The sequence below is a fragment of the Amycolatopsis vancoresmycina genome (genome assembly GCF_000716785.1).
Classification (GTDB): Bacteria; Actinomycetota; Actinomycetes; order Mycobacteriales; family Pseudonocardiaceae; genus Amycolatopsis; species Amycolatopsis vancoresmycina.
Map to the genome: position 1 here is coordinate 141,111 of NZ_JNYY01000017.1, position 20,770 is coordinate 161,880.

Sequence of the window (20,770 nt, forward strand, 5' to 3'; positions counted from 1 at the left end):
CGCGCAGATCAGTGGCGGCAGCCGGGATTCCGCGATCAGGCGTACGCGCCGGCCTGCAGGCGGGCGACGGCCGCGGTGAGGATGCGGATGCCCTTCACCGACCCGGGGTCGATCCCGGTGACCTCCCGCACCCGGCGGAGGCGGTAGTCGAGGGTGCGGGGGTGGACGTGCAGGCCGACGGCGGCGCGGAGCCGGTTCATGTCGTTGCGGTAGTACGCGTCGAGCGTCGCCACCAGGTCCGGGCCGTTCGCCAGGCGCCGCGCCACGTCGCGCAGCCACTGGTCCACCTCGGGCACCCGCACGACGCCGAGCTCGACGAAGACGTCCCCGATCCCGGGCAGCACCTGCGGAACCCGTTGCACCGGCGCGACTTCCGCGATCCGGCGCGCCATCGACACGGTCTCCGGCAGCCGCCCCGCCGGGCCGGCCGCGACGCCGACGCGGCAGGCTCCCTGCACCGCCTCGGCGATGTCGCGCACCACCGGCAGTGCGTCGTCGCCCGGCGTCTCCTGTGAAGCGCACACGGGCAGCAGGACGAGCAGCTCGTCCGGCCGCCGCCAGGCGATCGGTACCGTGTGCAGCTTGAACACCGACTCGACGAGGTCGCCGGGGTCGTCGTCACGGCCCGGCGGGCGGCCGGGGAACCGCAGCACCACCGCGAAGTAGTGGTCGTGCAGGCAGATTCCGAGGTCGTGCGCGAGGCCGGGTGCCGAGAGGTCGCCGGCCAGCAGCAGGTCGACGAGGTCGTGCAACCGCTTTCCCACCGAAAGCCGCAGCCGCTGCACGGCCAGGTACCCGTCGAGGTAGCGGCCGCTGCCGCGGGCGCCCTGTTCGCCGAACCAGGCCGTGAGGCGCAGCAGCTCGTCGAGGTCGTCGCCTTCGGCCACGTCGTTGATTTCGCGCAGCATCAAGGTGGCGTGCAGGGCGAGGACGTGTTGCGCCGCGCCGGTGGACAGCCCCTCTTCGGCCCGTTTCCGGCCGATGTCCCCGATGAAGGACAGGTCTTCGTCGGAAAGCCGCCTGCCGTCCCGGACCAGTTCGACCGTGTGGCGGCGGAACCACACCGCGTAGTCCAGCATTTCGGCGCGGGAACGCGGATCCGCGGCCCGCAGCCGGTATTCCGGGAGCTCGCGTTCGTAGGCGACCAGCTCGGCGCGCGCGTTGGCGTCCGATCGTTTCATCAGCTCGTCGAGCAGGCCACTCATCTCGATCCGTCCTCCCCGTCAGAGCGATCGGAGTGATCAGAGCGGCTCGATCCGGCCGAGGCCCGGCACCATCGGCCCCCGGCCCGTCCATCGACGGCCGGTGTCGCCGTGTTACGTGCGGGGGTCGAGGAGCTCCGTGGGCAGCCCCAGGTTCTCGACGATCCGCGCAACCGCGTCGCCGAGCTGCACGAAGTCTTCGCCCAGGGGGTCGAGGACCAGGCGGCGCACGGTCGCGACGTGCGCGGGCGCCGACGCCGCCAGGTGCGCGCGGCCGGCGTCGGTCAGCGTCGCGGTGGTGAACCGCCGGCCCTGGCCGGTGCAGACCTTCCGCGTCACCCAGCCCCGGTCCTCCAGGCGCGCCACGGCGTGCGAGATCCGGGGCAGCGACCCGTTGGCCATCTCGGCGATCTCGCTCATCCGCAGGGTTTCCGCCGGCACCGCCGACAGCCGGGCCAGGATCATGTAGCCGAGCAGGGTCAGGTCGGCGTCGCGCAGCAGCTGGCTTTCCAGCGCGCCCGGCAGCGTGAGCAGGACCTTCACCAGGTTGATCCACGCCCGCCGTTCGTCTTCGCCGAGCCAGCGCACGGACTCCTCGTCACTCACAGCTTGACTTTAACACGCAACCCAACCTACCGTTTGGGTTGAACACGCAACCCAAGGAGGAGCGATGACGACCACCCCCAAACCCACCGCGGTCACGGCTCTGCGCCTCGGCTTCGCGCTCCTGGCGGCCGCCGCGGTGAACACGGTCATCGCGCTCGGCGCACTGTCCCTCGACGACGGCGGAATCGGCATGGGCCTGTCCCCCGCGTCCTACCTGCCCGCCACGGCGGCCGGCCTCCTCCTGGGCACGATCGGCTGGTTCGTGCTCGCCCGCCGCGCACCGCAGGCGCTGCGCGTGGTCGTCCCCGCGGTCCTCGTCCTGACCTGGGTCCCGGACCTGCTGCTGTTCACCGCGGGCGCCACCGCCGCCAACGTCTTCGGGCTGATGCTGATGCACCTCGTCGTCACCACAGCGCTGGTCACGGCGCTGCGCCCGACCCTCAAGCCCGCCGAACACGACGCCCAGCCGGTCCAGACCACCAACTAGTAGCCCTCCGCCAACCCCGTCGTGAGTGGTACGGCGGGTTAGAACCCGCCTTACCACTCACGACAACTTGCACCGAACCGAAGCGGCGGCTAACTCACCGACAGCACCGTGCGGGAGCCCAGCCGCCCCTTTCCAGGCTCCCGGGCGATCTGGCCGGCCGCCACCGCGGCCGTCAGCGCGCCGATCGCGTCCTCGGTGCGGTAGATCGTCTCGAGCAGCGTGAACCGCTGCAGCTCGGCGACCGTGCCCGTGCCCCGCCGGTCCAGTTCCGCCAGCAGCGCCCGGCGCAGGGGCAGCAGCTGCGGTGTCAGCGAGATGTCGACCAGCGCGCCCTCCGCGTCACGCGGGTCGCGGTAGCGGATGCCCGCGAACTCGTCCACCGCCCACAACTCGTTCTTGAACGTCGCGAGGTGCCGGCTGTCGGCCGTCGCGAAGACCAGCGTGCGCGCCTGCCCCGTCTCGGCCACCAGGTCCACCGCGACCACGCAGCCGAGGCCCGCCGCCCGCAGCCGCTCGCGGTCGTCCGTGCCCGGCTCCGCCGCGAGCAGGACCTCGTGCGCCTTGCCCCGCAGCAGCGACGACGGCCAGGCACCGGACAGGTGCGCCAGCATCGGCCCGGACACCTCGACGTCCCCGAGCCCGGCCGCCGTCCGGACCGCGAGTCCCTCCGGTGCCCCGTCCGGCGCCGGGCGGCCGACAACCACCGCCGTCAGGTGATGACCGGCCAGCCGGTCGGCGAACTCGCCGAAGACCCGGAACGCGTCGGCCGCGAAGTCCCCGCACTCGACGTACGTCCCGCCACGCTGCGAGCGCAGCACGGTCGCCGTCCACGCGTCGAGGTACCGCACCAGCACGTCACGCTCGACGGAAACGTGCGGGTCAGGACGCCGGACGCGCTCGGCCACCTCCCGGTTCTACCGCACGCGCTCCCCCGCCGCCAGAACCCGACCGGGCCCCCTTGCCCGCAGCGTCGCTTTGTTCTATAACTACTATAACAGCTCACCAAGGGGATGCGCGTGATCATCAGCCTCGACCTGTCCAGCGACGTGCCGATCTACCAGCAGCTGCGGGATCGCGTCGTCGAGGGCATCGCGGCGGGCACGGTGCGGGAAGGCGAGTCGCTGCCGTCCACGCGGCAGCTCGCGGCGGACTTCGGGATCAACTTCCACACCGTGAACAAGGCGTACGACCTGTTGCGCCAGCAGGGTTTTGTGCACCTGAACCGCAAGACCGGGGCCGTGATCGGCCCCACCGCCGCCGACGCGGCGTTCACGGACGGCTGGTCGGCGCGGGCGCGCACGCTGCTCGCGGAGGCCGTCGCCAAGGGTGTGCCCGCGGACGAGGTGCTGGCGACGTGCCGCGCCCTGCTCGCGAACTTCGGGGAACAGCAAGGGGATGAGGAATCGTGACGACGACCGGTGTGGTGGCGCACCTGGTGCTGGTGGCGCTGCTGGGGTACCTGGCGTGGCTGACGCCGGTGCTGTCCGCCCGCAGCGTGCGGTTCGGCGTGCGGGTGCCGGACGACCGGATCGAAGACCCGGTGGTGCGGCGGGAAACGACCCGGTTCCGCACCGGGGTGCTGGCCACCGCCGGCGTCCTCGCGGCGGCCGGCACCGGGCTGATCCTCGCGGCGGGCATCGCCGTGCTGCCCGCGGCCATGCTGGCGATGCTGGTCGTCTGGTACCTGCTCTACTTGCGGGCCAACCGGGTGATCACGGCCGCCAAGCGCGACCAGGACTGGTACGCCGGCGTCCGCCAGGGCGTCGCCGTGGACACGTCGCTGCGCAACGACCCGCCGCGCTTCCCGTGGGCTTGGCTGCTGCTCCCGGTGCTCGTGGTGGCCGCGACGGTGGTCGTCGGCGTGCTCCGGTACCCGGACCTGCCGGACCGGCTGCCGGTGCACTTCTCCGGCGGCACCGCGGACCGGTTCGCGGCGAAGTCCGTGGGCAGCGCCTTCGGGATCGTGTTCGTCCAGGCCGCGCTGACGGTGATCCTCTGCGTCTCCGGCGTGCTGGCGTTCCGCGGGCCGGCCGACGTCGACCCGGCGCGGCCCTCGGCGTCCGCCCGGGCGCACCGCAAGTTCGTGTCCCGGCTCGGCACGGCGCTCGTCGGCCTGGCCACGCTGATCGACCTCGGGCTGTTCGCCGCCGCGTGGGCGACCTGGGCCGCCCGGCCGGACGCCGGTCTCCTGCTGCCGCTGACGATCGGGCCGGTCGCCGTCGGCGTGGCGCTGCTCGTGGTCGTCGTGGCCCGGCGCGACCGCGACGGCGGATCCGGCGAGCACACCGGCCTGTCCCACCGCGACGACGACGGCAACTGGATCGGCGGCGTGCTCTACCGCAACGCCGACGACCCGTCGTGGTTCGTGGCGCGGCGGTTCGGCGTCGGCTGGACCGTCAACATCGGCAACCCCGTCGCCCTCGTCACCTGCCTCGGCCTGACCGCCGCGGTCGTCCTGCTCGGCCTCTTCCTGCCCTTCATCATCCGCTGACCAAGGGGGAACTCCCATGCACACCCTGCTGGCCGCGGCGCTGGTCGCCGCGACCGTCGCACCCGCCGGCGGCCTTCCGGCCACCGACCGGGAAATCACGTTCCAGTCCGACGGCGTCGCCGCCCACGGCACCCTGCACGTGCCGGCGCACCGCCCCGGCGCCCGGCTCGCGGCCGCGCTGCTGCTGCCCGGCAGCGGGCCGACCGACCGCAACGGCAACCAGCTGCCCACGCTCCGGCCGGACACCCTGGCGCTGCTGGCCGATGCACTGGGCCAGGACGGCGTCATGACGTTCCGGTTCGACAAGTACGGCAGCGGGACAGCGCACACGCCGCCGCCCGCCGGTGCCGGCTACGGCGTCTTCATCAGCCAGGCCAGAGCCGCGTACGCGACTCTGCGCGCCCAGCCGGAAGCGAACCCGGCTGCCATGCTGGTCGTCGGCCACAGCGAGGGCGGCATGAACGCGCTGCTCGTCGGCACTTCGGTGTGGCCGCGGCCGGCCGGGCTGGCCCTGGTCGCGCCGCAGGACCAGCGGATCCTCGACCTGATCGCCGCCCAGGTCGGCGCCCAGCTCGACGCCGCCCTGCCGCCGGAGCAGGCCGTGGCCCAGAAGAACCTGATCAGCGCCTGGATCGCCGCCTTCCGCGCCGGCGAGCCGGTCGCCACGGACGGGATGCTGCCGTCGGTCGCCGGGTTGTTCCGCACGCTCGCGGCGCAGGAGGCCTTCCTCCGCAGCGACGACGCGATCTACCCGCCCGACGTGGCCCGGAAGGTGCCTCGCGGGACGCGGGTGCTCGTGACGTGCGGGACCGCCGACCCCAACATCCCCTGCGACACCTTGCCGCCGTTGCTGAAGGCGCTGCGCGGCGAGCGCCTCGCCACCCTGGACGGCGTCGACCACCTCCTGCACCCGGCCGGCAGCCCGGTCGAAGGACAGCCACTGGCACCGGCTTTCCTCGCGGCGCTGCACCAGTGGGCGAGGCCCTGGTCGACGCGGTGAACGTCCAGAACTCCGGCGGGTCTGGAGTTCTCCGCGCGGCAGCGTCACACTGGTCTCGGTTCGCGAGAATCCGAGGAGGGCTGAGGAATGCCGACAGCCATCGAATACGCGGTGGTGGCGCACCAGCACGAACAGAACGGGTGCGGCGGCGGCCCGCCGGCGCAGAACCTGACGCACACCGCCGTGACACTGGCCGGTTCCGTGACGCACGTCGACGTCGTCCCGGCGGCGCCGGTGGAAGGGTGGCTCGTCACCGGGCTGCCCGCGGTGCTGCTGGTGGCGGTCGCGGGTCTGGTCTGGCACCGGCGGAAGAACCACCTTCGCTGACTTCGGGCCGTCGTCAGGCCGCCGGTCCGTCCACAGTAGACGGCGCCGGCAGCGCGAGCAGGGCGGCGATCACCGACACCGTGTCCCCGCGCCGCCGCCACACCGCCCGCTCGGCCGGCCCGCTCCCGGTGCGGGCCGCCGATGCCTCGAGTTCGCCGTGGATCTCGATGCGGTCGCAGAAGCCGGGCCACCCGTAGGTGCCGACGATGATCGTCAGCTCCCCGCGGGCGTCGGCGATGTGCTGGAACCGGAAGCCGCGGGCGATCAGCGCGCGCAGGCCCTCCTCGGCCGTCCTCACCCGCGCTCCCGCTCGTCCGGGGCTCGCCGGGCCTTCGCGGAGGCGGGCGGGGCGGCCGCGCGGGCGGGCGCGGCCTCGACCGGCCGTCCCGGGTCGGGCGGGGTGCGGCCGCTGCGCGCGTTCTCCGTCCAGCGTACGGTCATGCGGCCGTACCGGCGGTGTCGCGACGACGTGACACGGATCCTCCACGTGGCTCGATGCGGCGGACCAGCCTGCCGGACCGGGCCGGGCGCGCGGATTCCCGCCGGACGGGAGTTTTCCCCGGATTTTCCGCGTGATCCGCGGTGCTGCCACGGAAAGCCGTGATGCGCTACGGTGGTCCGCCATGGGTACCAGCGCGGCGAAGCCCGGGAGCAAACCGGAGCGGGAACGGCTCCGGCACCAGCTGCTCGCCGGCGGGTCGAGCCCGGCGCGGATCGCCGCGGAGATGGCCGGCCGCTGGCAGTTCAACCCGCGCCAGGCCTGGCGGTACACCCACGGCCTGTCCCAGACGGCGGTCGCGGCCCGCTGCAACGACCTGCTCGGCGACCCGCGTGCCCCGATGACCGGCAAACGGATCAGCGAGTACGAGGCGTGGCCGCAGCGTGGCATCCGCCCCACGCTCCACGTCCTCACCCTGCTCGCCCGGGTCTACGGCACCGAGCCCCGTGCCCTGCTGGGCGAGGACGAACTGCCGCTGCTGCCCGAGCCCGAGCGCCTCGTGCTCGACCAGCTCCCGCCGGCCGCGGAGCCCGCCGCTCCCCCGGTACCCGGGCGACTCGACGCCGCCGCGGTCCGCGCCGCCGCCCACGCGTCCGGGGCGCACGCCGAACTCGCCGAAGTCACCGAGGTCGGCGCGATCACGCTCGAACAGCTGGACCACGACGTCGTGCAGCTCGCGCGCAGCTCCATCCTGACCCAGCCCGCCGAGATCTTCGGCGAGCTCGTCCGCGTGCGCGACCGCGTCTTCCAGCTGCTGCAGCGGCGCGCCCACCCGGCCCAGCAGTCGCACCTCCACCTGCTCGCCGGCCAGCTGTGCGGGCTGCTGGCGAGCGCCAGCCTGGAGCTCGGCTGTTACGGCGCCGCCGCCGAACAGTCGCGGGCCGCCTGGGTCTACGCGGAAATCATCGGCCACAACGGGCTCAAGGCGTGGCTGCGCGGCACGCAGGCGCTCATCGCGTTCTGGTCGGGCAACCCGCGGGAGGCGGCGCACCTGGCCAGGGCCGGCCGCGAGCACCTGCGGCACGGCACCGGCTTCGTGCGCCTGTGCAACATCGAAAGCCGGGCCTGGGCCTCCCTCGGCGACGCCCGCGAGACCCGGACCGTGATCAGCATGGGCCACCGCGCCCGCGAGCAGGCCACCGAGCCCGACGAACTGCACGACCTCGTCGGCGGCGAATTCGGCTTCGACGAGGCACGGCAGTCCTTCTGCAACGCCGGCGCCTGGGTGCAGGTGGGCAAGCCGGTGCTGGCCATCGAAGCGGCCGAGCGCGCCCTGCGCCTGTACGCGACGGACGCCGAGCGCAACCGCCGCTACGGCGGCGAGGCGTCCACCCGCCTGGAGATGACCGACGGCTACCTGGCCGTGCGCGAACTCGACGCCGCCGACGTCGCCCTCGACCCGGTGATCAGCACGTCCGCCACGGCCGGCGTCGCCCACCTGGCCACCCGCCTGTCCGACATCTGCACGACGCTGGACACGGCGCCCTACCGGAACTCCCGCGAAGCCCGCGAACTCGCCGAACGGATCCGCGCGCACCCGGCCCTGTCCGGTCCCTGACCGCCGGGCGTTGCAACCGGGCGCCGAAATCCGACTCTCCCGGCATGACGCGCAACGGGCTGCTCGTGGCCACCGGGATCGTCCTGCTGGTGGCCGGGCTGGGCTGGTGGACCCTGCAGGTGACGCTGCTCGAACCCGGCGAACGCAGCAACGCGAGCGGGTACGGGCAGTTCGTGCTGGCGGCCTTCGGGGTGGTGCTGACGGTCTGGCAGGTCTTCGGCGCCAAGGTCCGGTCCGGGCGCGCCGCGGTCGACGCCGACGCCCTCGCCGACACCCTCGCCGCCGTCGTCCGGCGCCAGTGGACCACCGCCGCGATGGAACGCGGCTTGCTCCAACCCGAACCCTTGCCGATCCGCTGGCACCTGAGCAGCCAGCCGGTGGCGGGACCGCCGGCTTCGGCCACCGCCCGGGGCTCCTTCCCGCCGCTGCCGGGCCTGAGCCGCACGACGCCCGCCAAGCTGCGTTCGGGCACGCACCGGACGCTGCACCGCGTGTACGGCGGGCTGGCGTCCGGCCGGCTAATCATCGCCGGCACCCCGGGAACGGGGAAGAGCTCGGCGGCGATCCTGCTGCTGCTGGACGCGCTCAGCTACCGCGACCAGGTCGGCCCGGAGCAACGTCGTGCGGTGCCGGTCCCGTTCCTGACGACGTTGCAGGGCTGGGATCCCGAACAGACGTCGGTGCGGGACTGGCTGGCCGGCAAACTCGTCGACGTCCCGGCCTTCAGCGGACGGCACCGCCGCCGGTCCGCGGCTGCCCTGCTCGATTCCGGCCGCATCGCGGTGTTCCTGGACGGCCTCGACGAAATCCCGGAGGACGACCGGCCGGTGGTCCTGCAGGCCCTCAGCAGGCAGGCGACCTTCCGGATCGTCCTGCTGACCCGGACCTCGGAACTGGTCGTCGCGGCGAGGAGCGGGATCTTCACCGGCGCCGTGGCCCTCGAACTCGCCCAGCTGAAACCCGGTGACGTCACCGGATACCTGAGGCGCTGCCTGGTCGACCCGCCGCCGGCGCCGTGGGAGAAGTTCCTCGCCACGCTCGCGTCCGGCACCGATTCCGTGGCCGCGCGGGCACTCGACAACCCGCTGTCGATCTCGCTGGTCCGCGACGTCTACCGCAGAACCACCGACGACTCGTCCGCACCCGGCGTCGACGACCTGCTCGACCGGAACAAGTTCCCGACGTCCGAGTCCATCGCCGAGCACCTCCTGGACCAGGCGGTGGCCGCGGCGTACGAACCGCAACCCGGCCGGGCCCGGTCGCGGTACCCGGAGGAGACCGCCCGCCGGACCCTGGAGTTCCTCGCGGCCAAGCTCAGCGCCGGAAACACGCGCGACCTCACGTGGTGGAGCATCTCGCACTGGACACCGGTCGTGGCCCGCATTCTGCTCGGCGGGCTGGCCGGCGCGGTCGCGACCGCCGCCGCCGGAACGCTCGCCCTCCTCGAAATCAGCCTGATCCTGGCCCGGAACCTGGCCATCAGCGCGCCCGTCGCGACGGCCGTTTTCGCGGCAGTGGGATTTGCCGTCGGCGCAGCGACCCACAGCAAGACGCGCGGGAAACCGCGTCAGCTGAATCTCTACGGCGGGGGCCAGGTCAACTGGAAGTCGAACACGGTCAGCAGTATTCTGCTCAGCGTGATCATCGGCCCTCTCGGTGGCCTTTTCTTCGCCATCTACGACAGTGACCTGACAGTCGGGGTAATGGCCACCATATTGCTCAGTGCACTCCTTCTCTGCATGTTCATGCTCATGTCTTCCCTGGAGGACAAGCTGTTGACCCGCGAGCCGTTGAGAACGATCGATCCGCGGTACCAGCTTCGCCAGAGCTTGATCACCGGAATGACTACCGGAGTCAGCGCCGGACTGCTGACTTCGGCGGTTTCATGCGGATCAGCGGAAATCACGAATATCGTGGAGAACTGGAACGATCTTCCAGCGGTAAGGGAATTCGCGGTGGTGATGCTCACGCTCGGCGTGAACCTGGGGATCGCGCTCGGCGCCGTCTGCTCGACCGGCTGCATCACCGCCCTGGCCCAGCTCTACTTCTTCCTGACCGGCAAAACCCCGCTACGCCTGGCCCGCTTCCTCGACGACGCCCGGGACCGCCAGCTCCTCCGCACCGTCGGCTCCGACTACCAGTTCCGCCACGCCACCCTCCAGGACCGGCTGGCGGGCACCGCACCCGGCTGATCGCGTACCGTGGCGGGTCCCGGAGCCGTCCGATCGGGAGAGGCGAGTGTCCGACCAGGCCCACAACGCGATCGGCGGGTCCGTCGACGGCAACGTCGTGCAGGCACGGGACATCGGCAGTCTCACGGTGCGCTCCGGCCCGGAAACCGTGGTCATCCACCAGCACGCGCCGGACCCGGGGTGGCCGCGCCGGTTCGGTGTCGTGCCGCCGCTGGCGCACTGCTACCAGCGCCGGGCCGTGCTCGGCGAGGCGAGCCCGGACGAGCGGGGGTTCGTGCTGTCCGGGCTCGGCGGGGTCGGCAAGACGCAGCTCGCCGCCGAGCACGCCGAACGCCGGTGGGCGGCGGGCGAACTCGACCTGCTGATCTGGATCACGGCCGAATCCCGTGGTGCGATCCAGTCCGGCTACGCGGCCGCCGCCGGCCTGACCGGGCAGCGCAGTGACGACGCCGGGCAGGACGCCAGCCGGCTGCTCGCCTGGCTGGCCGGGACCACGGTCCGCTGGCTGGTGGTCCTCGACGACGTGGCCACCGTCGCCGACCTGCGCGACCTGTGGCCGCCGGCCACCGGGACCGGGCAGTTCGTCGTCACCACCCGACGCCGGGACGCCGCGCTCGGCGGCCGCCGGCGGCGGCTGGTGGGCGTCGAACTCTTCACGCCGACCGAGTCGATGGCTTACCTGACCGAAAAACTCGCGGAGCGGCCGGACCTGGCCGACGGCGCCGCCGCGCTCGCCGCCGACCTCGGCCACCTGCCGCTCGCGCTGGCCCAGGCGACCGCCTACCTGCTGGACGAGGGCCTGACGTGCGCCGCCTACCGCACCCGCCTGGCCGACCGGCGGCGGGCGCTGGCGGACCTGCTGCCGGAACCGGACGCGCTGCCCGACGACCACCGCGGGCCGCTGCCGGCGGCGTGGTCGCTGTCCGTCGAACGCGCCGACCAGGCCCGCCCGGCCGGCCTGGCCCGCCCGCTGATGGAGCTCGCCGCCCTGCTGGACGCCAACGGCATCCCGGTCGCCGTCCTGACCGCGCCGCCCGCGCTCGCGCACCTGGCCGGGGTGACCGGCCACGACGTCGACGCCGAATCGGTGCGCAGTGCGCTGCACACGCTGCACCGGCTGAGCCTGGCCACCGTCGACGCCGACGTCCTGCGGATGCACGCTCTGGTGCAACGCGTCGTCCGGGAACGGATGCCGGCGTCGCACCGCACGTCCGTCGCCGTCGCCGCCGCCCGTGCGCTCCTGGACAGCTGGCCGGCGCCGAAAGGCGGCACCCCGTTCGAGCAGACCCTGCGCGCCAACGGCCTGGCCCTGCACGCCAACGCCGCCGGCGAGCTGATCACCACCGACGCGTACCCGGTCCTGGTCCAGGTCGGCCGCAGTCTCGGGTACAGCGGGCTGGCCGCGGAGGCGGCCGCGTACTTCGAAGATCTCCTGGCCACGGCCACCGCGGCGCTCGGGGACGGCCACCCGGCCACGATCGCCGTGCTCCGCCACGTCGCTCGCTGGCGGGGCGGCCGGGGCGACGCCGCCGGCGCGGTCGCCGCCTTCGACCGCGTCTACCGGCACCTGCTCGGCGAACGCGGTGCCGACCACCCCGACACGCTGCTGGCGCGCAGCAACCGGGCCCGCTGGCGCGGCGACGCGGGCGACGCGGCCGGCGCGGTCGCGGAACTGGAAGCGGTGCTGGCCGATCTGACCCGGGTGTTCGGCCCGGCGCACCCCCACACCCTGACCACGCACCGCATCCTGGCCCGCTGGCGCAGCGAGGCGGGCGACCCGGCCGGGGCCGTCGCCACCCTCGAAGCGCTCCTGCCGGAGACGGCCCGCGTGTTCGGCCCGGACGACCCCAACACGTTGCTGGCCCGCGGCGATCTCGCCCGCTGGCGCGGCGAAGCCGGTGACGCACCGAACGCGGCCGCGGAGTTCACCGGGCTGGTCGCCGACCTGAGCCGGGCGCTGGGCCCGGAGCACCCCTACACGCTGCTCGCCGGGTACCACCGCATCGCCTGGTCGCGCGCGGCCGGGCGCCTCGGCGACCCGAAGGCGGAGCTGGGCGCGCTGCTCACCGTGATGAGCCGGGTCCTGGGCCCGGACCACCCGTACACCCGGACCGCGGGGCACGCCTTCGCACAGTGGTGACGTTCACCGGTCGCCGCCCGGGTCGGCGAGCCCGAGGATCCAGGCGCTCCAAGCCGTGCCGGCGCGCTGGTCCGGCAGGGCGAGCGCCGTCGAGACCCGTTCCACGCCTTCTCCCACCGCCCGGAAAACGCTTCGGCCTCGTCTGCCGCGAAGGGAGCCCGCCGGCCGAGTGCGATCGCCCGGGTGGCGCAATCCGTCGGTTTCCGCCCGGCTTGCCGCCCGGCGGTGTTAACTTCCGTCCGTCATCCGCGGCCCGAGCGAGGTGTTCCTGTCACCGTGACACCGCACATGGACAAGTTCGCCGCCCACCTGCGCATGCTGAAGGACCGCAGCGGGCAGGGTTTCGAACGGCTCGGCCGCCAGGCCGGCGTCAGCGGCTCCAGCCTGCACCGGTACTGCTCCGGCAAGAGCGTGCCCGCCGACTACCGCGTGGTGCACTCGTTCGCGAAGGTCTGCGGCGCGTCCGCGGACGAGCTGCGCGAGCTGCACCAGCTGTGGGCGCTGGCCGACGCCGGCCGGGACGACGAGGCCGCGCCGGACGACGTCGAGCAGGTCGAGCCCGCCGAGGCCGCCGGGCGCGCCGAGTCGTCGCGGTTGCGGCGCTGGTCGGTACCGGTGGCCATCGCGATCGTCGTCCTGCTGGCCGGTGGCCTGTTCTGGGTCACCGCCGACGGGTCGGGGTCGCCGCCCGGGCGGTACGCCGACCGGGTGCTGTTCTCCGCCGCCTGCCAGCCGCCGGTGAGCATGGGCCAGCACGACGAGTGCGTCACCGAGGTGCAGAACCTGCTGGTCGCCGCGCACGGGCGGCTGGCGGTCGACGGCTCCTTCGGCCCGGAGACGCTGCGCCGGGTCACCGCGTTCCAGGTGCTGGCCGGCCTGCCCGCCCGCGGCGTGGTCGACGAGGCCACCAAGAACGCCCTCTACGACCACCGGACCAGCATGGCGGGCTGGTCGCCGCCGATGGTGGAGCAGCGGATCCGCGCGGTGTTCACCGAGACGCCGGACACCGCGGTCGCGATCGCCCGCTGCGCGTCGTTCCTCGATCCGCTGTGGGTGCTGCCGAACACGAACGGCAGCCGCAACTGGGGCGTGTTCCAGATTTCCGACGGCCGCCTGCTGGAGCTGGGCGGCACGCCCCGGCAGGCGTTCGACCCGGTCTGGAACATCGAGGCGGCGCACCGGCTGTGGCGCGCGCACCACGACTTCCACGACTGGCCGGCCTGCGCGGCGGCGCTGGCGGACCCGCAGCACTGACCACGGCCGGGCGCCGGGAACCCCCAGGTTCCCCGGCGCCCGGCCGCCGGCTCAGACCGTGCCGTTCTCCCACCACCACGAGCGGCCGAGGTCGGCCCGGCTGTCCACGTGCTGGTGGTCGGTGTTGTAGGTCTCCAGCCCGGAGAACCCGCAGGTTTCGGCCTTCTGGTAGACGGTCTTGTTGGCCACGCCCGGCACGTTCAGGTCGGCCGCGGTGCCGTACAGGTGCATGCTGTCGCTGGCGCCGCCGATCTCCGCGTTGTGCGCGATGCTGCGGAACCCGGAGTTGACCGTGATCGCCTTGTTCCCGAGCTTCTTGCGCAGGGCCTCCAGCTTGTACATGCAGCGCCGGGCGTTCTCCTTGGCGGTGGCCGCGTTGACCTTGCCGCCGTTGAAGGTGCCGCTGTCCCGGTCGGTGAACTCGCTGAAGTTGAAGTGCACGGTGGAGCCGTCGCTCTGCTCCAGCGCGTTGAGCGCGGCCTGGGTGGCCGGGCCGGCCTGGGCGTCCACGCCGAGGCCGTAGGCCGCCTGGAACCGGCGGACCGCCGCCGCGGTGCCGGGCCCGAACTCGCCGTCGATCGAGACGCGGCTCTGGCTGGCGTGGTCGGCCGCCCAGCCCGCGACGCGGATCTGCAGTTCGGTGACGTCGGCGCCCGTGTTGCCCTGCACGAGGGTGCGGGACCACGAATACGCCTGGGCGGTACCGGTCAGCAGCAGCGGGCTGACCGCCGCGGCCGCGCCGAGCACCACCGCGCCGCGCAGCGCCGTGCGGCGGCTCATGGAGTGGGTCATTCTCGTCCTTTCCTTGCGGGGATTCACCGGTTGGCGAGCTGGTCGAGATCGGCCTGGGTGCCGTTGAAGACGTCGCCGGTGGCGGGCGCGGGGATGCCGTCGGGGATGGCCGCGTCGGTGTACTGCCACATCAGCCAGGTCCGCGCCCCGGCGGGCAGCGCCGGCTGCGTGACGGACTGCCGGTAGTCGGCGAGCTGCATCGGATAGCCGGACAGCGCCGTGGTGCCCCCGAGGCAGGCGTCCAGGAACGACTTCTGGGTGTAGATGATCGGCGTCCGCCCGAACGCCGCCTGGACCTTGTCCAGCCAGGCCTTGGCGTCGGCGACGGTGACGTACGGCGGGCAGCCGCCGGAGCCGTCGTCCTTCCACTCCAGGTCGAACACGGGGGGCAGGTCACCGGCGCGCTTGCCGGTGTACCCGGTGGCCTTCACGGCGGCGATGAACCGGTCCGCCTGCGCGCCGCCGGTGTTCGCCGCCGTGCCCGTGTAGAAGTGGTACGGCCCGGCGGCCAGGCCGGCGTTGCGCGCGGCGGGCAGGTCGGTGGCCAGGTACTCGTCGGTGACGTTGAGGCCGCGGGTCGCCTTGACGGTCGCGAACTCGACGCCGGACGCCTTCACCGCGCCCCAGTCGATGGCCGCGCCGCCGGGGTGCTGGTACTTGGCCGTGTCGACGCCGTCGATCGGGTGCCCGGCGGGCTTCGGCGGCGTGCAGTAGGTGTTGCGGCTCGACCAGTCGGCGACCTTCGCCCAGGTGGTGGGCCCGGCGACGCCGTCGGCACTGGCGTTGACGCAGTGCTGGAACTGGATCACGCGGGTGCGGGTGCCGTCCCCGAACTGGCCGTCGATCGTCAGCGGCGGGTAGTGGCCGGGTTCCATGGCGAGGTTGAGCCGGCACTGGAGTTCCTTGACGTCCGTGCCGCTGGACCCGCTTTGCAGGGTGGGGCGGGCGGTGGACAGGCCGCACACGACGCTCTGCGCGGTGCCCGCCGTGCCGGCGGTGGCGCACTTGCGCGGCCGCGCGGCCCACGAGTTCAGCGCGGCCCAGGTGTTCGGGCCGATCTCGCCGTCCACGCTCAGCGCGGCGCACTTCTGGAACACGCGCACGCGGGCGTCGGTCGCGGGGCCGAAGGTGCCGTCGGCGCCGATGGGCGAGTACCGGCTCGCCTTCGTCGCCAGGTTCAGTTCACACTGCGCTTCGGTGACCGAGGCACCGGTCGCCCCTTGTTTCAGGGTGGGCTGGGCACTGGTGTGCCCGCACACCGCACCGGGTTCGGCCGCGACCGCGGTCGCTGCGGCGGCGGGAACCACCAGCAGCACCGCGACGGCCAGAGCGAGTCTCTGCATGCGGTGAAGGCTGGCAGCGGCGGGCCCGCCGGTCGCCGGTCGGCGCCGGATTCGGGACGCCGGGACGATCCCACCCCGTGGACCAGCGGAAACGCCGGTCCCGTGGGACGCCGCCGGGACGCGGGCTACCCCTGGACCGCGGCGCGGGAGTCCGGGACCCCGGCGTAATCGGGCAGCTCGACACCGTTGAGCGCGCGATCGATCAGCTCGGTCAGCCCCTCGCCGTCCGGTTCCCCGCCGTCACGGATGTGCGCGTGCAGCCGGCCGATTTCCTGGTTGGCCTCGACGAACGACCGCATCCGCGTCTCGTAGCCCGCGAACCCGGCCGCCGGATCCCACCCGGCCGCGGCCAGCTCCCCCGCCAGCAGGTAAGCGCCGACGAGAGCCAGCCCCGTGCCCTGCCCGGACAGCGGCGACGAGCTGAACGCGGCGTCGCCGAGCAGCGCCACCCGGCCGCTCGACCAGCGGTCCAGCACCACCTGGGCGACCTGGTCGAGGTAGAAGTCCGGGGTGCCGTCCAGGTGCGCGAGGATCTCCGGGGTCCGCCAGCCCAGGCCGGCGACCTGCTCGCGCAGCAGCCGTTTCTGCCCCTCGACGTCGCGGTGGTCGACGTCGAAATCGGGCGCGGTGAAGGAGAACATGGCCATCGCCCGGGTGGCGTCCCCGATGGGCCGCAGCATGGCGGAGCGCCCGGGCTCCTGGTGCTCGACCAGCCAGCGGTCGAGGCCGAACTCGTTGGGCACGCTGTAGAACGCCATCACGTGCCCGAGGTGGCGGACGAACCGCTCGTGCGGCCCGAAGACCATCGCCCGCAGCGCCGAGTGCAGCCCGTCCGCCCCGACCACGAGGTCGAACCGCCGCCGGTCGCCGCCCGCGAAGGCGACGTCGACGCCGTCCGCGTCCTGGACCAGCTCGGCGATCCGGTCGCCGAAGACGTACTCGACGCCGTCCCGGGTGTCGTCGTACAGGACCTGGGACAGGTCGCCGCGCAGGATTTCGATCTCCGAGATGTAGCCGTCGCCGCCGTCGTCTTCCGCGCGGAAGGTCTCCAGGACGGTGCCGTCGGCGGCCACGGTGTGCGCGCCGGCGGTTTCGGTGCGGGCCGCCCGCACGGCCGCGTCCAGCCCCATCCGCCGGATGACCTCCCTGGTCACCCCGCGCGCGTCCACCGCCTGCCCGCCGGGCCGCAGCCCGGGCGCCCGCTCGACAACGGTGACCTCGGCGCCGCGCCGGTGCAGCCAGTGGGCCAGCGCCGGCCCCGCGATGCTCGCTCCCGCCACCAGAACCCTGACCCTGCTCACTGCGCCCCCCTGCTCCCGGTTCACGGCCGGGAGCGTATCGCGTTCGCCGGACCGGCCACCCTGATCACCGCGAGCCGCGACCACACCGCGCGGCTGTGGGACCGGGCGACCGGCGCCGCGGTGGGCCCGCCGCACCGGCCCTCGCCTGAACGGGCGCGAACGAACGTCCGGTCACCGGACCACGTGCGGTTCTCCCGCTGCCGCCTCCGCAAGGGCGGTGTCGCGCAACTGGCGGCGTGAACTGATCCCCAGCTTCGGGAAGATCTTCCGCAGGTGCCATTCGACCGTGCGCGGGCTCAGGTACAGCCGGGTGCCGATCTCGGGGTTCGAGTAGCCCTCCGCGGCCAGGCGGGCGATCTGGAACTCCTGGGCCGTCAGCTCGCCGGCCGGCTCCGCCGTGCGTTTGCGCGCCGTCTCGCCCGTCGCCTGCAGCTCGCGGCGGGCGCGGTCGGCGAACGCCGCCAGGCCCATGGTGGACAGCTGCTCGTGGGCCGTGTGCAGGTGCGCGCGGGCGTCCGTGCGGCGGCCCTCGCGGCGCAGCCATTCGCCGTACAGCAGGTGGCTGCGGGCGAGGTCCACCCGGAGCGTCGTCCGCTCGAACCACCCGATCGACTCGCGGTAGCGGTCGTCGGGATCGTTGCCGCACAACGCGTTCACGCGGGCGTCCAGTCCCTTCGCCTCCGCGGTTCCGGCCGCGCCGGCGCGCTCCGACGACCGCGCTGCCGCGGCCTTCAGCAGGACCTCGTCCCCGGTGCGTGACGCCGCCTCGGCCAGTTCGGCGGTGGCGAGGCCCTGGAACCCCACCACGTCGAGGTCGAAGAGGCGGCGGGCCGCGGCCAGCGCGGCGTCGTGGCGGCCGAGGCCGTTGTACAGCACCGCCCGTCCGTAGTCGGCGAAGGTCGCCAGGCGGAGCCGTCCGTGCGCCGACGCTTCGCGCGCGGTGTCCTCGAACGCCGCCTCGCCGCGGAACGCCTCGAGCAGCATCGCCGCGTAGCCGACTGGCGCGGTGCCGGTCACGTCGGCGAGCACGCGGTCCTCTTCGGCCGCGGCCGCCGCCGCGGTGAGCTCGCCCGCGAACAGCTCGTTGACGCCGCGGAAGTTGAGCGCGAACTGCAGTTGCACCAGTGCACCGGCGTCGCGGGCGAGCTGGACCTGACGCGCCGCGAACGCCCGCGCCGCGTCGAAGTCCGCGGCCTCCATGGCGATCATGCCGCCCGCCCGGTTGCCCAGCAGCCACCGCACCCGCCCGGTGTCCTCGGCGGTGACGTCCAGTGCCCGCACCGCCGCCAGTGCCCGGGACAGCAGCGGCGCCGCGGCCCGGTAACCGCCGGTGAGCCGGGTGACCAGGGCGTCCAGGACGAGGTCGGCCGCGCGGGGCGGTACCGGCGCCGGGGGTGCGGCCCGGGCCGCTTCGGCCGCCGCGGCGAGCGCGCCGGCGTCGGCCCACAGCGCCGCCGCCAGCGCTTCCAGGTACGTCTCCCGCGCCCGGTTCGCGTCGAGCGGGGTGAGCTGTCCGGCCGCCCGCAGCAGCAGGCGGGCCGCGTCGCCACCGCGTCGCCGGTCGAACGCGATCTGCCCGCGCAGCCGGTCGGCTTCGGCGGCGCGCCCGGCGTCGGGCGGTCCGGCCGCCGCCGCGTCGAGGAGGCCGAGTGCTTCGTCGAGCGCGCCGGCGTCGCGCTTGACCGCCGCCGCCGCGAGTTCGCGGTCCGCGCGCCGGGCCGGCTCGGGGGTCAGCAGCGCCGCCTGCTCGAGGAACGCGGCCGCGGCGACCAGGCCGCCGCGGGCCTGCGCCCGGCCCGCCGAGCGTTCCAGGTCGGCGGCGACGTCCTCGTCCGGCGAGACGGTCGCCTGCGCGCGGTGCCAGGCCCGGCGGTCGGGGTCCCGGTCCGGGTCGGTGACGTCCGCCAGGGCCCGGTGCACGTCCTGCCGGTCACCGGCCGGCGCCGCCCGGTAGACGGCCGACCGCACCAGCGGGTGGCGGAACCGGACCCGGCGGCCGAACTCGATCAGCCCGGTCGCCTCGGCCGCGGTGGCGGGGTCGGCGCCGAGGCCGAGCCGGCCGGCCGCGGCCCAGAGCAGCGTGGCGTCGCCGAGCGGCTCGGCGGCGGCGATGAGCAGCAGTCGCCGGGTGTCGGCGGGCAGCGGCTCCAGCTGCTGGACGAAGCACTGTTCGATGCGCCCGGCGAGGGGCACGGGCGAGCCGAGGGCGTCGGCCGCCGTCCACGCGCGGGGCAGTTCCAGCAGGGCGAGGGGGTTGCCGTGGGTTTCGGCGATAATCCGGTCGCGGACGCGGCCGTCCAGCGGGCCCTTGAGCACCGAGGCCAGCAGCGCCGCCGACTCGGCCTCCCCCAGGCCGCCGACCGGGAGCTCGGGCAACCCGGCCAGGTCGGGCTCGTGGCCGCCGTCGCGCACCGCGAAGACCACCGCGATCCGCTCCGCGAGGAGCCGGCGGGCGACGAAGGCGAGGACCACCGCGGACATCCGGTCGAGCCACTGCGCGTCGTCGACCAGGCAGAGCAGCGGCTGGTCCTCGGCGACGTCGGCGAGCAGGGTCAGCACCGCCAGCCCGACCAGGAAGCGGGTCGGCCGGGCGCCGGCGGTGCGCCCGAAGGCCGTGCCGAGCGCTTCGCGCTGGGGCCCGGGCAGGCGGTCGAGCCGGTCGAGGAACGGCGCGCACAGCTGGTGCAGCCCCGCGTAGGCCATCACCTGCTCGGCTTCTACGCCGGCGGCGCGCGCGACGCGGAAGTCCCGCGCCTGCGCGCCGGCGTACGTCAGCAGCGCGGTCTTGCCGATCCCGGCCTCGCCGCGCAGGACGAGCACCTGGCCCCGCTCCGACCGGGCGCCGTCCAGGAGCCGATCGAGCGCGGCGCACTCGCCGTGCCTGCCGATCAGCGCAGGTCCACGCCCCGGCATGCACACCTCCCACGGCCCGGCCCGCGACGGCGGGCCGAGCCGAACAGTAGCGCAGCGCGGGCCCGGCCGATCAGGCGTCGCGGTCTGCCGCGTTGCGCGCCTCGATGGCTCTGGCGGTCTTGGCCAGCTCCCCGCCGAGGACGCGCTTGCCCACGAGCCCGAGCAGGCCGCCGAGCAGCCGGCCCTTGAGGTTCTTGCCCTCCCGGACCACCACGGCGTCGACCTGGGTCGACCCGTCCGCCTGCCGGGTGAAGGTGTAGGTGTGCCCGGACGCTCCGCCCCACGTGTTGGAGTCGGTGGTCGTCATGACGACCCTGGCCGGATCGGACCAGTCGTAGCGCAGGCGTTCCCAGATGCCGCCCGAGCCTTCGGTGACGTCGGCGTGGCCGGGTCCCTGCTCGTGCACCTTCAGGTACTCGTTCGCGCTGCGGCCGAAGAGCTTGGCGCGCTCCGGGCCGAAGTCGGTCAGCCCGGCGAGGAACTGCTCGGGTGAGGCGGTGGTCTGCTGGCGCAGGTGGATCGTGGACATCTCTCGTGCTCCTGGCTGGTGCGGGGGTTCAGGCGTGCTGGTGGTCGGTCATGTACTGGGCGTACCAGGCGGGCCATTGTTCGTCGTACTGCCCGGTTTCCTTTTCGTGTTCGCCGTGGGCGGCCGCGGCGTCGCG

At 73.9% G+C, this 20,770-nt stretch carries 19 protein-coding genes; 9 read left to right on the forward strand and 10 right to left on the reverse strand.

The features are described 5' to 3' along the window. Positions 1–35 precede the first annotated feature (35 nt). Positions 36–1,205, reverse strand: a complete 1,170-nt coding sequence (locus tag OO60_RS34125; protein ID WP_003070894.1) for a PucR family transcriptional regulator — start codon at positions 1,203–1,205, stop codon at positions 36–38. A 111-nt stretch (positions 1,206–1,316) separates the two neighbouring features. Beyond that, positions 1,317–1,808, reverse strand: a complete 492-nt coding sequence (locus OO60_RS34130; protein WP_033262888.1) for a MarR family winged helix-turn-helix transcriptional regulator — start codon at positions 1,806–1,808, stop codon at positions 1,317–1,319. A gap of 64 nt (positions 1,809–1,872) precedes the next feature. On the opposite strand from OO60_RS34130, the gene OO60_RS34135 reads away from it, so the two are divergent. Continuing rightward, positions 1,873–2,295 (forward strand): DUF6069 family protein, encoded by a 423-nt coding sequence (locus OO60_RS34135; protein ID WP_033262889.1) that lies wholly within the window; start codon positions 1,873–1,875, stop codon positions 2,293–2,295. Positions 2,296–2,384: 89 nt separating this feature from the next. On the opposite strand, the gene OO60_RS34140 is transcribed toward OO60_RS34135, so the two are convergent. Then, entirely contained in the window at positions 2,385–3,200 is an 816-nt protein-coding gene (locus OO60_RS34140) for a hypothetical protein (RefSeq protein ID WP_003070900.1), read from the reverse strand. A 105-nt stretch (positions 3,201–3,305) separates the two neighbouring features. Here OO60_RS34140 and OO60_RS34145 point away from each other — a divergent pair, with 105 nt between their 5' ends. The 4 genes from OO60_RS34145 (at position 3,306) to OO60_RS34160 (ending at position 6,113) form a co-directional block, all read left to right on the forward strand. Continuing rightward, positions 3,306–3,704, forward strand: coding sequence for a GntR family transcriptional regulator (locus OO60_RS34145; protein ID WP_003070902.1), 399 nt, complete (start codon positions 3,306–3,308; stop codon positions 3,702–3,704). Beyond that, complete coding sequence (locus OO60_RS34150; protein WP_003070905.1) at positions 3,701–4,786, forward strand: DUF1648 domain-containing protein; 1,086 nt, start codon at positions 3,701–3,703, stop codon at positions 4,784–4,786. Before OO60_RS34145 ends, OO60_RS34150 begins: the two co-directional genes overlap by 4 nt. Positions 4,787–4,802: 16 nt before the next feature. Next, on the forward strand, positions 4,803–5,786 hold the full coding sequence (locus OO60_RS34155; protein ID WP_033262891.1) for an alpha/beta hydrolase: 984 nt from the start codon (positions 4,803–4,805) through the stop codon (positions 5,784–5,786). An 87-nt stretch (positions 5,787–5,873) separates the two neighbouring features. Continuing rightward, positions 5,874–6,113: a hypothetical protein gene (locus tag OO60_RS34160; RefSeq protein ID WP_033262892.1), complete on the forward strand. Its 240-nt coding sequence runs from the start codon at positions 5,874–5,876 to the stop codon at positions 6,111–6,113. A 13-nt stretch (positions 6,114–6,126) separates the two neighbouring features. On the opposite strand, the gene OO60_RS34165 is transcribed toward OO60_RS34160, so the two are convergent. Both OO60_RS34165 and OO60_RS46710 read right to left on the reverse strand, forming a co-directional pair. Further along, the gene (locus OO60_RS34165; RefSeq protein WP_033262893.1) at positions 6,127–6,411 is read right to left on the reverse strand and encodes a hypothetical protein; all 285 of its coding nucleotides are present in this window, start codon (positions 6,409–6,411) and stop codon (positions 6,127–6,129) included. Continuing rightward, complete coding sequence (locus OO60_RS46710) at positions 6,408–6,554, reverse strand: hypothetical protein (RefSeq protein WP_156081343.1); 147 nt, start codon at positions 6,552–6,554, stop codon at positions 6,408–6,410. The genes OO60_RS34165 and OO60_RS46710 overlap by 4 nt, the downstream gene beginning before the upstream one ends. A 182-nt stretch (positions 6,555–6,736) precedes the next feature. Here OO60_RS46710 and OO60_RS34170 point away from each other — a divergent pair, with 182 nt between their 5' ends. From OO60_RS34170 to OO60_RS34185, 4 genes are all read left to right on the forward strand, one after another. Beyond that, a complete protein-coding gene (locus OO60_RS34170) occupies positions 6,737–8,170 on the forward strand; it encodes an NsdA family TPR-like regulatory protein (RefSeq protein ID WP_051767849.1) in 1,434 nt (477 codons plus the stop codon). 44 nt (positions 8,171–8,214) lie between these two features. After that, positions 8,215–10,362 carry an NACHT domain-containing protein gene (locus tag OO60_RS34175; protein WP_033262894.1) on the forward strand — a complete coding sequence of 716 codons (2,148 nt, stop codon included), beginning with the start codon at positions 8,215–8,217 and terminating at the stop codon, positions 10,360–10,362. A gap of 46 nt (positions 10,363–10,408) precedes the next feature. Then, positions 10,409–12,502, forward strand: coding sequence for a tetratricopeptide repeat protein (locus OO60_RS34180; protein ID WP_003067998.1), 2,094 nt, complete (start codon positions 10,409–10,411; stop codon positions 12,500–12,502). A 276-nt stretch (positions 12,503–12,778) separates the two neighbouring features. Beyond that, positions 12,779–13,756, forward strand: a complete 978-nt coding sequence (locus OO60_RS34185) for a helix-turn-helix domain-containing protein (protein WP_003068004.1) — start codon at positions 12,779–12,781, stop codon at positions 13,754–13,756. 51 nt (positions 13,757–13,807) lie between these two features. Here the strand turns inward: OO60_RS34185 and OO60_RS34190 are convergent, their stop codons facing one another. The 5 genes from OO60_RS34190 to OO60_RS34210 all read right to left on the reverse strand — a co-directional run bounded on the left by OO60_RS34190 (position 13,808) and on the right by OO60_RS34210 (position 20,634). Further along, positions 13,808–14,548 (reverse strand): D-Ala-D-Ala carboxypeptidase family metallohydrolase, encoded by a 741-nt coding sequence (locus tag OO60_RS34190; RefSeq protein ID WP_003068007.1) that lies wholly within the window; start codon positions 14,546–14,548, stop codon positions 13,808–13,810. A 23-nt stretch (positions 14,549–14,571) separates the two neighbouring features. Further along, the gene (locus OO60_RS34195; RefSeq protein ID WP_240490633.1) at positions 14,572–15,891 is read right to left on the reverse strand and encodes a GH25 family lysozyme; all 1,320 of its coding nucleotides are present in this window, start codon (positions 15,889–15,891) and stop codon (positions 14,572–14,574) included. Positions 15,892–16,016: 125 nt separating this feature from the next. Further along, entirely contained in the window at positions 16,017–17,192 is a 1,176-nt protein-coding gene (locus tag OO60_RS34200; protein ID WP_205624116.1) for an FAD-dependent monooxygenase, read from the reverse strand. 171 nt (positions 17,193–17,363) lie between these two features. Beyond that, complete coding sequence (locus tag OO60_RS34205; protein WP_033262895.1) at positions 17,364–20,105, reverse strand: helix-turn-helix transcriptional regulator; 2,742 nt, start codon at positions 20,103–20,105, stop codon at positions 17,364–17,366. A gap of 70 nt (positions 20,106–20,175) precedes the next feature. Beyond that, complete coding sequence (locus tag OO60_RS34210; RefSeq protein WP_003083537.1) at positions 20,176–20,634, reverse strand: hypothetical protein; 459 nt, start codon at positions 20,632–20,634, stop codon at positions 20,176–20,178. Positions 20,635–20,770: the final 136 nt, after the last annotated feature.

What these genes read in the sequence shown, in the direction of transcription:
- OO60_RS34175 (WP_033262894.1), top strand. Translation starts at nt 8,215, where the DNA reads ATGACGCGCAACGGGCTGCTCGTGGCCACCGGGATCGTCCTGCTGGTG.
- OO60_RS34135 (WP_033262889.1), top strand. Translation starts at nt 1,873, where the DNA reads ATGACGACCACCCCCAAACCCACCGCGGTCACGGCTCTGCGCCTCGGC.
- OO60_RS46710 (WP_156081343.1), bottom strand. Translation starts at nt 6,554, where the DNA reads ATGACCGTACGCTGGACGGAGAACGCGCGCAGCGGCCGCACCCCGCCC.
- OO60_RS34210 (WP_003083537.1), bottom strand. Translation starts at nt 20,634, where the DNA reads ATGTCCACGATCCACCTGCGCCAGCAGACCACCGCCTCACCCGAGCAG.
- OO60_RS34190 (WP_003068007.1), bottom strand. Translation starts at nt 14,548, where the DNA reads ATGACCCACTCCATGAGCCGCCGCACGGCGCTGCGCGGCGCGGTGGTG.
- OO60_RS34155 (WP_033262891.1), top strand. Translation starts at nt 4,803, where the DNA reads ATGCACACCCTGCTGGCCGCGGCGCTGGTCGCCGCGACCGTCGCACCC.
- OO60_RS34170 (WP_051767849.1), top strand. Translation starts at nt 6,737, where the DNA reads ATGGGTACCAGCGCGGCGAAGCCCGGGAGCAAACCGGAGCGGGAACGG.
- OO60_RS34160 (WP_033262892.1), top strand. Translation starts at nt 5,874, where the DNA reads ATGCCGACAGCCATCGAATACGCGGTGGTGGCGCACCAGCACGAACAG.
- OO60_RS34195 (WP_240490633.1), bottom strand. Translation starts at nt 15,891, where the DNA reads ATGCAGAGACTCGCTCTGGCCGTCGCGGTGCTGCTGGTGGTTCCCGCC.
- OO60_RS34145 (WP_003070902.1), top strand. Translation starts at nt 3,306, where the DNA reads ATGCGCGTGATCATCAGCCTCGACCTGTCCAGCGACGTGCCGATCTAC.
- OO60_RS34125 (WP_003070894.1), bottom strand. Translation starts at nt 1,205, where the DNA reads ATGAGTGGCCTGCTCGACGAGCTGATGAAACGATCGGACGCCAACGCG.
- OO60_RS34205 (WP_033262895.1), bottom strand. Translation starts at nt 20,105, where the DNA reads ATGCCGGGGCGTGGACCTGCGCTGATCGGCAGGCACGGCGAGTGCGCC.